The following is a 12,519-nucleotide window of genomic DNA, read 5'->3' as shown; positions in this document are numbered from 1 at the left end:
GCGGGAGCCCTGGAACGAAGCAAGTGATTGGTTCGCGCGGCAACGTTCCGAGCAACTGGGGCACTGGAGCGGGCCGACCAAAATGGCGGACGGATGCCAACCGGGTTCGGCGAATTTGTTACAGTTGGCTTCGTCGGAGAAACTTCTGCGCCCCGCGCCCCAAGTTTTGCCGCCCCAATGATCGCGGCGAGGCGGTTTTTCAGGTTGTCGACAGCCCGGTGAGGATACGAGATGGGAATGTTTGATCGTCTGCGTGGTGAACTGATCGATATCATCGAGTGGATCGATGATACCAATCACACGCTGGTTTGGCGGTTCCCTCGGTTTCAGAACGAGATCAAGAACGGTGCCCAGCTGATCGTCCGGCCAGGACAAATGGCGGTGTTGGTCAGCAGTGGGCAGATCGCGGACACCTACGGTCCCGGCCACTACGAATTGACCACGCAAAACATGCCGGTGATGTCGACGTTGCGTGGATGGAAGTACGGGTTTGAGAGCCCGTTCAAGGCGGAGGTTTACTTCGTCAGCACGCGGCAGGTGACGGATCTGAAATGGGGAACGCCGAATCCGGTCATGATGCGGGATCCGGAATTCGGGCCGATCAGGATTCGAGCGTTTGGAACCTATGCCCTGCAGGCGGTCGATCCGAAAGCGTTGTTGACGGAGATCGTCGGCACGGATGGAGATTTCCAGACAGACGAGATCACCGGGCTGATCCGGTCGATGATCACCAATGCTTTCTCGCAGACGGTCGCCGATCTGCAGATCGCGGCGTTGGATCTGGCGACCAAGTATGACCAGATCGGCCAGGCAATCCGCAAGCGGTTGATCGAACAGATCGACGATGAGTACGGATTGGATTGCCCACAGTTGGTGGTGGTCAACATTTCGCTGCCTGAGGCGGTCGAAAAGGCGTTGGACACCAAGACCAGCATGGGCGTGATCGGCGACATGAACCGGTTCCAGCAGTACCAGATGGGCAACGCGATGACCGCGGCGGCGGACAATCCCGGCGGCGGGGGTGCTGCCGAGGGGCTGGGGTTGGGGCTCGGGATGGCGATGGCCGGACGCATGATGCCGGGCGGATTTGGTGGTCCCGGTGCCGCACCGGCGGCCGGATCCGGTGGATCCGCTCCGCCGCCCCCGCCACCGGCCTGGCACGTGGCTGTCGCGGGGCAAACGAAGGGTCCGTTCGCGATGTCGCAATTGGCGGGCGGCGTGGCCAGCGGTGAAGTCGACCGGGACACATTGGTTTGGACGGCGGGAATGGACGGCTGGCAACCGGCCGGGACCGTTTCCGCGTTGGCCGGTTTGTTTGCGGCCCAGTCCTCGCCGCCACCACCACCACCACCGCCGTCGGAATGAATCGCCGCTTTTTCAGCAACGACATGCCGGGCTTTGCTTGATGGGGGCGTCCGGGCAAGTTCTGTGGGAATGGTTGAATCGAGTATCGGGGACAGGAGCAGCAGCGTCATGGAACACGTCCATCCTTCGCCCGGTCCGCTGCGCGATTTTGTGGGTGGAACCGAGTGGGTCGTGGATGCTTCCGGATGCCGGTCAACACTGCTGACGGATCTGCGATTGATTCGGTCGATCTGCGAGACGATCGTGGACGGATTGGGCGTGAACTTGGTCGCCGCACCGCTGTGCCACGTGTTTCCTCCGCCCGGTGGCGTGACGGCACTGTACCTGCTGAGCGAGTCGCATCTGGCTTGCCACACCTACCCCGAACATCGCTTCGCGACGTTCAACCTGTATTGCTGCCGACGGCGTCCGCAATGGCCGTGGGAACAGGAGCTGTCACGGCGATTGGGGGCGCAGCAAGTCCTTGTTCGTCAGATCGATCGCCAATTGATCTCAGAGGTCCATTCGACGTCCGAAGGTGGAAGTTGCTCCGTTGCCGTCGAAGGGCCGAATCAATCTGTCGTTGACGATCGGGTGCGTGGGGAGGATCGGCCCTGATGAAGCATCGAACGGCGATTTGCCCCGCTTGCGGCGCTCCGGTCGAATTCAATACGGCGTCGTCGCTGGTTACGATTTGCGAATTCTGCGAAACGGCGGTCGGTCGGGGCGACCGCGATGTTGAGGATCTTGGGAAGGTTGCCGAGGTTAGTGAGCCGGCGTCGGGGTTGCGTCACGGGATGACTGGCACGTGGAACAAGACGTCGTTCACGATTGTCGGTAGGGTCCGCTATCGGCACGCCGGTGGCGGCGCCTGGGACGAATGGTATCTGGCCTTTCCGGGCGAGCGTTGGGGCTGGCTGGCCGAAGCGCAGGGAAAGTTTTTTCTGACCCAGCAACGCCGCCTTTCCCACGGCACACGATTGCCCGATTTTGATTCGATCGAGTTGGGCGATCCGCAAACCGTCAAGGGAGTTTCATTGACGGTTCGTGAAAAGGGCGTGGCGACGGCGGAAAGCGCCGAAGGCGAAATTCCTTGGCGGTTCGTTCCCGGCAAAAAGCACGTGTTTGTCGACCTGTATGGTGAAGGCCATCGCGTGGCGACGTTCGAATACGGCGATGGAGAGCAGGACGCAGAACAGGCCGTGTTTTTGGGCCGCGAGGTGTCGCTGGATGAGTTGGGCGTCGATCTCTCTTCGCTGGACCCCAACGCAAACAAAGTCCGGGTCGATGCCCTGCAGCTGAATTGTCCCAATTGCGGCGGCCAATTGGCGCTGCGCGCGCCGGACGACACGTTGCGTGTCGCGTGTCCGAATTGCACCTCGATGCTGGACGCCAAGGACGGAAAGCTGTCGTTGTTTCAATCGCTGCATCAAAAGCGAGTCCAGCCGGTGATTCCGTTGGGCAGCGAAGGCGATTTCGGTGGCGTGGTCTACACCGTCATCGGCTTCCTGGAACGCTATGCCAAGTATGCCGGGCGCACCTACCCCTGGACGGAATACCTGCTTTACAACCGCGAGTCCGGCTACCGTTGGCTGGTATGTAACGAAGGCCATTGGTCCTTGGTGGGCACCGTGGATTCGCCGCCCCGCGGGTTCGGCGACACGATGCAATACGACGGCGACAGTTTTCGAATCTATGATCGCGGGACCGCGTACACCCGCTATGTGCTGGGCGAGTTCTACTGGAAGGTCCAGGTCGGTGACCGGGTCAGCACGGCGGACTACATCGCACCGCCTCGGATGCTGTCCTACGAACGGAGCGGGTGGGGCGAAACCGAAGAGGTGACGATCTCAATCGGACACTACATCGAACCGGAAGAGTTGGAAGCGAAGTTCGGCGTCAAAGATTTGCGGCGTCCTTGGGGCGTCGGCGTGATCCAGCCGAGGCCTTCGCCGGGGATGGGTTTCTTCGCGACCTGGCTGGGGTTTGTGGGCTATCTGATCGCCGCCTACGTGCTGATCGGCCGCGGAAAAGCCGATGGCTGGCTGTGGTTCTACTCCGTCCTGGGTGTGTCGTTGATTCCCGGGTTGGTGCTCGCCTACTTGTACAACTTTGAAGTCCAGCGATGGAGAGACAGTGATTTCAGTCCCTACGTTTCGGACGATTGAGGCCAGGATGGAGATTCCGAAATGAAATCAACTTTGATGGCGGTTTACTTCGTGACCGGCTGCCTGATCTGCGGCTGGTTCACGATGGCCGCGGCGTACCAGTGGCGTGCGCCAGATTTTGGAGTCGTCAAGGCGCTCCGGGAGAGCAACCGTGGCGGCGGGGGCGGTGGCTACTACGGTGGTGGTCGTTCGTACGGTGGAAGTTGGGGAGGTGGAAAATAGCATGGAGACAGTGTCAATGACTGGTATCGACGTCGCAATGATCTTGGCCCAGGAGCAGGTTCCCAGTCGGCTTTCGCTGCTGGGCGGTCATCTGCTGGCGGCGGTGATCTTTTCCGTGGTGGGGATCATCGTCTTCGCGGTGTGCCTGCTGATCTTGGAGAAGATCACGCCGTTTTCAATCTTGCGTGAGATTGGCGAGGAGCATAACCAGGCCGTCGCGACGATCATCGGGGCGATCATTTTGGGGATCTCGATCATCATCGGGGCGGCGGTTTTGGGATGATCCATCGGGCACCCAACTACCTGCTGTACTTGAATGTTTTGGTCATTGCGACTTGTGGTTTGATCTACGAGTTGTTGGCCGGGACATTGGCCAGCTATCTGCTGGGCGACTCGGTCACGCAGTTTTCGCTGATCATTGGCGTGTACCTTTCAGCCCTGGGCGTCGGTTCCTGGATCTCTCGTTACGTCGAGACGCGCGTCGCGCGGACGTTCATCGAAGTGGAAATCGCGTTAGCGCTTTTGGGTGGGCTTTCGGCGCCGATTCTGTTTGTGGCGTTCGCACACATCGCCTGGTTCCGCATCCTGCTATTCGGCTCGGTCTTCGCAATCGGGATTTTGGTGGGGTTGGAACTGCCGTTGCTGATGCGCATTTTGCGGGACCACTTGGATTTCCGTGAACTAGTTGCCCGCGTCTTGACGTTCGACTACGTCGGAGCCCTGGTCGCATCGATCCTGTTTCCAATTCTTCTGGTCCCGCGATTGGGACTGGTCCGCACGTCGCTGCTGTTCGGATTGTTAAACGCCGTGGTCGGTTTGTGGGGCACGTATCTGTTGCGCCCGCTGTTGAGCCAACGTGGATTGGCGGGGCTTCGCGGGCGGGCGTTTCTGGTGATGGGAATCCTGGTCGTCTGTTTCATCAAAGCCGACACATTGACCCTGTGGACGGAAGAAGCAATTTTGCAGACGCCGATCGTTTACACCAAGCAGTCGCCGTTTCAGCGGATCGTGGTGACCGAAGACCGGGGGGCATTTCAGCTGCATCTGAACGGCCACCTGCAGTTCAATTCGCGCGACGAATACCGGTATCACGAGGCGCTGGTTCATCCGGCGATGACCGCGATGGTTGATCCGCGTCGGATTCTGGTGCTGGGCGGCGGGGACGGGTTGGCGGTTCGCGAGATTCTGCGGTATCCGTCGGTCGAATCCGTCACACTGGTTGACTTGGACCCGGCGATGACCGGACTGGCCGACGCCTTTCCACCCTTGGCCGAGTTGAGTGGTCACGCGCTTTCCGACCCCCGTGTGACGGTCATCAATCGAGACGCGTTCGTTTGGATTGACGAAAGCGATCAAACCTTTGACGCTGTCATCGTTGACTTTCCCGATCCGGGATCCTATTCAGTCGGAAAGTTGTACACGACTCGGTTTTTTAACCTGCTGCGCCAACGTTTGTCAGATCAGGCGGTCATTTCCGTTCAGTGCACTTCTCCGTTGGTCGCCCCGCAGTCTTACTGGTGCATCCTGAACACGTTGCGGGCGGCGGGCTACGACGCGTTGCCCTATCACGCGGCCGTGCCAACCTTTGGCGTGTGGGGGTTTGCCCTGGCCAGTACTCGGCCCTTGAAGTTATCGGCCGATGGAGGCCCGGAGCTGGCGAGCGCGTTGCCGCAAGGTCTGCGTTTCTTGAACCGATCAAACCTGGCGTCGTTGTTCCAATTGCCGGTGGATGTGCAGCCGGTGGAGACGCTGCCGAATCGCTTGAACGACCAGGTGCTGGTGCGCTATTACGACCAGGAATGGAGAAGCGGAGGGTGACGAGCCGCCGAACCGCCGAATCAAAACATCGTCTCGGGCGACGTGAGATGCTGGCCTATCTGGCCGGAGTTCCGCTGCTGGGCCTGGCGGGATGCGATGGTGGGCGTGCGTTCTCATTTTCGGGCGATCTGCTGAACCCCAATTATTCCGTCGCCCATCGGTTACGCGACGGTTGGCGACCGCCGCCGCCGGAGGGTGATCCTGGGGGACGTCGCGTCGTGATTGTCGGCGGCGGGATCGCGGGGCTTGCGGCAGCCTGGCAATTGTCACGCCGCGGCGTGGAAGACTTTGTCGTGCTGGAGCTGGAGGATCGGCCCGGCGGCACGGCGATCTCGGGACAGGATGGGGAGTTTCGTTTTCCCTGGGGGGCTCACTACATTCCGGCTCCGATGAAGGAGAATCGGGACCTGGTCGCGTTGCTGGAGGAAATGGACGTGATTGTCGGCCGGACGACGGACGGAGAACCGGTCGTCGGCGAAGCCTTCCTGTGTCGTGACCCGTCGGAACGATTGTGCGTCGACGGACGGTGGCACTATGGTCTGTATCCGGATCAGGACGCAACCGAATCCGATTTACGGCAGCTGGAGCGTTTTCAGCAGAAAATGATTGAGCTTGCCCACGGTCGGGACGATCGGGGACGCCGCCTGTTTGCGATTCCAATGGCCACGGGATCCGATTCCGCCAAGGTTCGTGCCTTGGACCGGCAATCGATGGCTCAGTGGATGACGGACAACGGATTCGATTCGCCGCGGCTGCGCTGGCTGGCCGACTATGCCTGCCGCGACGACTATGGATTGACCCTGGAACAGACAAGCGCTTGGGCGGGACTGTTTTATTTCACGTCTCGAATTCCGGCCGAGGGAACCGAATCACAACCGGTGATCACATGGCCGGAGGGAAATGGTCGAGTCGTCCGGCATCTTGCTGAGCACTGTGGAGACCGGTTGATTGGCGGTCAAACCGTCGTCAAAGTCCAGAATCAGGGTGAAGGCGTGCGGGTGGAAGCGGTTGACAATGCGATGTTGGCAAGTGTCGCGTATGTGGCCGACCGAGTCATCTTTGCCGCTCCGCAGTTTGTCGCACCTCATGTCGTCGCTGATTGGAACGCGAGCGGCAGGTCCATCAATTCGTTTCACTATGGCGGTTGGGTGGTGGCCAACCTGCGATTGAGCCAACGCCCGTCCGAACGGCTGACCGAGATGTGCTGGGACAATGTTTTTTTCGACAGCCGTTCATTGGGTTACGTCACGTCGACTCACCAGGTCGGACTGGACCATGGGCCAACGGTGATCACCTGGTATCAACCGCTGTTGGATGACGATCCACGCGTTTCCCGGGCGGAGTTGATGCGGTTGGACTGGAGCGATTGGGCACGCGTCATCGTCTCCGACCTGCGCAAGGGACATCCGGACATTGAATCGTTGATCGAGCGTCTGGAGGTGATGCGATGGGGGCACGCGATGATCCAGCCTCGGGTGGGCTTCGTTTTCGGTGCCGAGCGCGAACAAGCGGCGAAGCCGATCGGACGCGTGCATTTCGCGGGGACGGATCTGAGCGGGATTGCGTTGCTGGAGGAGGCGTTCAGTCGCGGCGTTTCGGCGGCGAACGCCGTCGTCCAGGCAGATCCGAAGTCGCGCGCTTAGTGGTTCTTCCATTCGGGAATGGTGACCAGTGACGACTTGTTTGGCCACTTCACCCTCCCTCGGGGAGGGTCAAAGGCGAGGCACGAGCCTTTGGGGAGGGTGTCTTCAAGAACCAGCTAAAATCAATTCGGGCGGGCGCGCCCTCCCCGCGTCGTCGCGGGGCTTCTCCGCAACCCTCCCGGCGGGAGGGTGAAGCAATGCTGGATCCCAGTTGGGTCAACGGTCTGACGAGTGGGCCAGGTAGTCAGCCAACAAGTTCAAGTTCTTGCGAACGTCCGCCATGTCGATCGTCGGGCCGGGGGTTTTGTGGTAGCGGAGTCCGTCTTTGGAGAGCCAGGCACCACGGTCATCCAATGCTTCGATCACGCGTTGAACGTCACGGTCGCGTGGCTTCTTGGATTGTTTGGAGGTTGCTTTCGCAGGGGCTGGTTGTTCAGCCAACTTCTGGTAACGCGTTTCCAGCTTGTCGGCCTTGCTCGAGAGTTTGAAGCCGTAATGGGTGGGCAGATCGCCGTCGTCGTACGTTAGCTGGTATTCGCGATCGAAATACAGCGGACGGTTGGTTTCCAACTCGTAGAAGCGGGCAACCTGACCGTCCGGAAGTTCGCATCGTTTCAGGTATTGGATGGCTTTGGGCAGGGGGGCCAAGTACTTCTTGTCACCGGTTCTTTCGTAGACGGTCATCAGCGTGTTGATGACGTCAAAAGACTCGCTGGTCGTAATCGCCGGAGGCTCAAACTTGCGGGCCCAGATTGGCTGCATGTCAAAACTGTACTGCTGCGCCCAAGCGGGTTGAGGTTCGGGCATCTGCGCCAGCAACAGCCAGTCGGCCAATTTCAGTGCGGCGGCACGGTACTTCGGGTCGCCGTAGACATCTTCGGCTAAGAACAGCGTTTCCATCACGTCGCCGGCCAGATTGTCGTTCAGCGTGCATCGCCGCCAATATTCGTTGTGTCCCTGATAGGTTCGTGACCACGTTTCGGGAAAGCTGGCGGCACGCGGTGGTTGATTTGCCTGGGGCAGTCGTTCGTCCTGCCAGACCTGGGGAAAACCGCCGTTGGGATACTGGCCCTTTTCGATCAGCCCCGAAAGGGCGTCCATCGCGGTCTGGTGCACTTGGGCATCCTGAAATTCCAACGCGCGGTCGAGTTGAACGATGAAACGGATCGCGGACTGGGTCTTGTCATCATCCAGGCTGGATTGATCCTTCTGTTTTGAATTGGGCGGGTCGACGCGATAGGCCCATTTGGCGCGCCGCTGAGGATCAAACTCCACCATCGCCTGCCAACCGCCCGAGCGCATCTGTCCTTGCCGAAGGGCCTCGGCGGCGTCCCGCGCCGCCTGCAAGAACTGATCATCGCCGGTGGCTTCGTACAGACGGACGAAGGCTTCGCCGATGGAGGGCGTTCCGGGAGGCTGAACCCAAATCGTTTCCATCTCGACCACGCCTTCTCCTTCACGCCGTGACAGATCGGCGGAGTAACGCCACAAATAGCCTCCGTGGGTGCTGACCTTCTCGGTCAAAAACCTGGTGGCCTTCTTGGCGGCGGCCAGCGCGTCTTGCGGCAGGTCGGCTGCGGCTTGGCGGGCGCCGCCAACCGCGGAAAGTGAGATCAGGCCGAGCAGCGTGAAGCGGAAGACAGAGGGGGTGGGCATCGTGGCGGGGCGGCAAGTGGGGACGGACCGGTGCGTAAGAAACGCCCCACTTTAACGCTTCCGAGCCCGGAAAGCTTGGTTCGCCCCCGAGATCCTGCGGCGGAATCGTCGGTCGGGACGTGTGGGCGATTTTGGAAGGCCTCCACCGTCGGGTGACGGTGGCTACAGAAAGTAGAAATCGGCGTAGCCACGCTCGCCAGAGCGTGGGACACCCCATGGGCGGACCACCGTCTGTCGATGGTAGCTACGTACGGCGGTTGCTTCGACGCTCAGCCCGCGGCGACGGGTTCGCCGGTGGTCCAGTCCGTCAGGTCTTGCGATTCGCGGTGCACCCGGTTGTAGACGGTGTCGCGTTCGACCGGTTCGCGTCCGGCTTCCTGAATCAGTTGTCGGATCTGGTCGACCGACAAACATTCCGGGGTTGTCGCGCCCGCGTCGTGGTAGATCAGTTCATGACGGACGGTGCCGTCGATGTCGTCCGCACCGTAGGCGAGTGCCGTCTGCGCCGTTTCGATGCCCAACATGATCCAATACGCCTTGACGTGCTGGACGTTGTCCAGCATCAGCCGGCTGACGGCCATCGTCCGCAAATCCATCAGAGCCGACGGCTTTTTGATGTCGGACAACTTGGTGTTTTCCGGATGAAATGCCAGCGGAATGAAGACCTGGAAGCCGCCGGTGCGGTCTTGCAATTCACGCAGCCGAATCAAGTGATCGATGCGGTGATACGCCTGTTCGACGTGCCCGTAAAGCATCGTGCAGTTGGTTCTCAGCCCGACCTCGTGCGCCGTTTGATGGATCTTCAGCCATTCGTGGGTGTTGGCCTTGTGCTCGCACAACTGGTCGCGAACTTCCGGATGAAAAATTTCGGCGCCACCGCCGGGCATGCTTCCCAGACCGGCCTGCTGCAGGTCCTCCAACACCCACCGAATCGACTTTTTGGTTTGAAATTCGAACCAGTTGATTTCGACGGCGGTCCAGGCCTTCAAATGAATCTTGGGGTAATTTTCCGCCAGCAGTTCGATGACGTGTCGATACCACTCATAGGGCCGCTGATGATGCAGCCCGCCGACGATATGCATCTCGGTGCAGCCGTTCTCGTGCGCCTCCTGACCGCGGTGCAGGATCTGTTCATCGGACATTGCGTAGCCCTTCGGGTCTCGCAAATCGCTTCGGAAGGCACAGAACCGGCAGCGATACACGCACACGTTGGTCGGATTCAAGTGCGTGTTGATGTTGTAGTAGCCGACGTTGCCGTTCTTTCGCTCGCGGACCAGGTTGGCCAGTTCCCCCACTTCCTGCAACGGAACCTGGGGGTCGTAGAGGAAGATGCCTTCATCGAGAGACAGACGTTGTTCGGCTTCGACTTTCTCGCGGATTTCGCGGAATCGAGCTTGCCGTTCGTGATTGTTCATGGGTTGGATGTTTGCGTGGGGCAAAACATGGGATACGAGGTGTCTACCGCAGGACGCGGCCGTCGGCAACGCCCCGGGGGCACCAAATACCGGGGATCGGTCGGCTTGGCGGCGGCCGGTTGATGTCCAGCAGCACCCCTCCGGCTGCCGCGTTGCGGGTCGCCGACGGGCCGGATCAGCCGGGAGTCGCCAGCTGCGACAGTTTGTCTTTTGCGGCCCCGGAGTCGATCGATTCGCACGCCTGCTTCACGGCTTCGGAGAGATTTGGTGCCGTTTCGGTGAGCACCAGCGAAGCCGCGACACCCGCGACCACGGTGTCGCGGCAGGGCCCCGGCTCTCCGTCAAAAATTCGCCGGATGATCGCGGCACTTTCGGCGGGGCCGCTCGCCGCGAGGGCTTCGACGCCGGCCGGCAACAGCCCGAAATCGGCCGGTGTCCAGCGGTGCCGGCGGGGTTCGGCGTCCCCGCAGACTTCGATCACATCGGTGTACCCGTCCAACGACACTTCGTCTTGGCCGTCGGCGGCGTGCAGAACGAACGATCGGGTGGTGCCCAATTCGGAAATCGCCTGGGCAATTTTCTCGAACGCTTCCGGTTGGCTGGTTCCCAGCAATTGGTGGGTGGCTCCGGCCGGGTTGCACAGGGGGCCCAGCAGGTTGAACAGGGTTTTGACGCCCAGTTTTCTTCGAATTCCGACGACGTGACGCATCGCGGGGTGCAGCTTGACCGCGAAACAGAAACAGATGCCGATCTCATCCAGGCGGCGAGCGACGGCGTCCGGGTCGGATTCGATGCCGACGCCCAGTTCTTCCAACACGTCGGCGGATCCGGTGACGCTGGTCGCTTTGCGGTTGCCATGTTTGGCGACCGGGATGCCGCAGGCCGCGGTGACGATCGCGACGGCGGTGCTGATGTTGAACGTGTGGCTTTGGCTGCCGCCGGTGCCACAAGTATCCAGTAGCAAACGGTGTCCGTGCGGAATGCGGGTCATGTGTGCCCGCATGGCGCGAGCCGCACCGACGATTTCGGTCACCGCTTCGCCTTTTTGACGCAGGGCCAGCAGCAGATCGCCGACCTGATCTTCGTCCGCGTCGCCGGAAAGCATTTGGTCAATCAGCGCCGCGGTCTGCTCGGCGGACAGGTCCTGTCCGGAGTTCGCAGTCGCGATCGCATCGGGGAATTGAATCATGGATTGATCAGACCGATTAGGGTGACTTTAAGGTGCGCCAGCGGCACTTTAGCGGATCGGGCTCGTTTCGTGTCCCAAGTCGATTTACACTTGGTGGATGGAACGAAAAATCATCATCGACTGTGATCCGGGAATTGACGATGCCGTGGCACTGACCGCCGCGTTGTTTGACCCGCGGATCAATGTGTTGGCCGTCACGGCGACGGCGGGAACGGTCAAGGCGGATCTGGCAACGTCCAATGTCGGCGCGATCATTTCGACGCTGGACCCGCCGTTGTATCCGCGAATCGGCAAAGCGTCACCGCCCGATGACGCGTCGGTGACCAATGACAAATTCTTGAACGGGGCACACGGACTGGGGGACTTTTCGGCGGGGGTGACCGAGCGTCAGCACACGCCCAACAGCGAGAAGGTGATCGCGGAGTTGTTGCGGCAGTACCCGGGTGAAATCACGCTGGTTTGTCTGGGACCGCTGACGAACTTGGCGCGGCTGTACCAACGGGATCCGGCCGTGATCACGCTGATCGACAAGGTCGTGATCAGCGGGGGTGCCTACCGCGCGGCAGGAAATGCGACCCCGGTCGCGGAGTTCAATTTGCATTTCGATCCGGTGGCGGCCAGCGACGTGTTCGCCTCGCCGACGACCAAGAGTCTGCTGCCCCTGGATGTGACGTCTAAAATTGCGTTCGGCCTGGAATTGTTGGACCAGCTCCCGCCCGAATCGACGGCCGCCGGGACGCTGTTGCGACAGATCCTTCCGTACGCGTTCCGCGTCGCGCATCAGCGGTTGGGACGTGAGTTGTTGCCGCTGCAGGACGCGACCACGATTGCTGCGGTCGTGGAACCGGAGCTTTTCGAGTGGTCGGAGATGGCGGGTCGAGTCGAAACCGATGGAACCCTGACCCGTGGAATGTGCGTTTTCGACCGGCGATTGCGTCCGGAATGGAACGTCAACATGGAAGTCGCCGTCGCGGCCGATGTGGAGGTTGTCAAACGCTCCGTCCTCCGCAGCCTGCGGTTTGCCGGTCAGCATTCCTGAGTGGTTGCTGGGGGGCGAAAGAGCG

The 12,519-nt window shown here is 60.7% G+C and carries 11 protein-coding genes; 8 read left to right on the top strand and 3 right to left on the bottom strand.

The genetic code is table 11. The features are described from left to right. Positions 1-237 precede the first annotated feature (237 nt). The 7 genes from FYK55_RS03450 to FYK55_RS03420 all read left to right on the top strand — a co-directional run bounded on the left by FYK55_RS03450 (position 238) and on the right by FYK55_RS03420 (position 7,195). Entirely contained in the window at positions 238-1,365 is a 1,128-nt protein-coding gene (locus tag FYK55_RS03450; RefSeq protein ID WP_235908391.1) for an SPFH domain-containing protein, read from the top strand. Between the two features lie 108 nt (positions 1,366-1,473). Then, positions 1,474-1,962 carry an S-adenosylmethionine decarboxylase family protein gene (locus FYK55_RS03445; protein ID WP_150074920.1) on the top strand — a complete coding sequence of 163 codons (489 nt, stop codon included), beginning with the start codon at positions 1,474-1,476 and terminating at the stop codon, positions 1,960-1,962. Further along, positions 1,962-3,512 (top strand): DUF4178 domain-containing protein, encoded by a 1,551-nt coding sequence (locus tag FYK55_RS03440; protein ID WP_150074918.1) that lies wholly within the window; start codon positions 1,962-1,964, stop codon positions 3,510-3,512. Before FYK55_RS03445 ends, FYK55_RS03440 begins: the two co-directional genes overlap by 1 nt. Positions 3,513-3,533: 21 nt before the next feature. Continuing rightward, positions 3,534-3,734, top strand: coding sequence for a hypothetical protein (locus tag FYK55_RS03435; RefSeq protein WP_150074916.1), 201 nt, complete (start codon positions 3,534-3,536; stop codon positions 3,732-3,734). A gap of 16 nt (positions 3,735-3,750) precedes the next feature. Continuing rightward, a complete protein-coding gene (locus tag FYK55_RS03430; protein ID WP_150074914.1) occupies positions 3,751-4,017 on the top strand; it encodes a DUF350 domain-containing protein in 267 nt (88 codons plus the stop codon). Next, positions 4,014-5,552 carry a polyamine aminopropyltransferase gene (locus FYK55_RS03425; protein WP_150074912.1) on the top strand — a complete coding sequence of 513 codons (1,539 nt, stop codon included), beginning with the start codon at positions 4,014-4,016 and terminating at the stop codon, positions 5,550-5,552. Before FYK55_RS03430 ends, FYK55_RS03425 begins: the two co-directional genes overlap by 4 nt. Continuing rightward, positions 5,549-7,195: an FAD-dependent oxidoreductase gene (locus tag FYK55_RS03420; RefSeq protein WP_161604278.1), complete on the top strand. Its 1,647-nt coding sequence runs from the start codon at positions 5,549-5,551 to the stop codon at positions 7,193-7,195. The genes FYK55_RS03425 and FYK55_RS03420 overlap by 4 nt, the downstream gene beginning before the upstream one ends. 216 nt (positions 7,196-7,411) lie before the next feature. On the opposite strand, the gene FYK55_RS03415 is transcribed toward FYK55_RS03420, so the two are convergent. From FYK55_RS03415 to trpD, 3 genes are all read right to left on the bottom strand, one after another. Further along, positions 7,412-8,851, bottom strand: coding sequence for a pectate lyase (locus tag FYK55_RS03415; protein WP_150074908.1), 1,440 nt, complete (start codon positions 8,849-8,851; stop codon positions 7,412-7,414). Between the two features lie 269 nt (positions 8,852-9,120). Further along, positions 9,121-10,266 carry an aminofutalosine synthase MqnE gene (gene mqnE / locus FYK55_RS03410; RefSeq protein ID WP_150074906.1) on the bottom strand — a complete coding sequence of 382 codons (1,146 nt, stop codon included), beginning with the start codon at positions 10,264-10,266 and terminating at the stop codon, positions 9,121-9,123. 175 nt (positions 10,267-10,441) lie between these two features. Beyond that, complete coding sequence (gene trpD / locus FYK55_RS03405) at positions 10,442-11,455, bottom strand: anthranilate phosphoribosyltransferase (protein ID WP_150074904.1); 1,014 nt, start codon at positions 11,453-11,455, stop codon at positions 10,442-10,444. A 97-nt stretch (positions 11,456-11,552) separates the two neighbouring features. Between trpD and FYK55_RS03400 the strand changes: the two genes are divergently transcribed. Then, the gene (locus FYK55_RS03400; RefSeq protein ID WP_150074902.1) at positions 11,553-12,494 is read left to right on the top strand and encodes a nucleoside hydrolase; all 942 of its coding nucleotides are present in this window, start codon (positions 11,553-11,555) and stop codon (positions 12,492-12,494) included. The last annotated feature ends 25 nt before the right edge of the window (positions 12,495-12,519 follow it).

This window comes from Roseiconus nitratireducens (assembly GCF_008629675.1).
GTDB lineage: Bacteria > Planctomycetota > Planctomycetia > Pirellulales > Pirellulaceae > Stieleria > Stieleria nitratireducens.
Note: the sequence above shows the minus strand (reverse complement) of the source record. Positions and strands in the feature narration are given on the sequence as shown.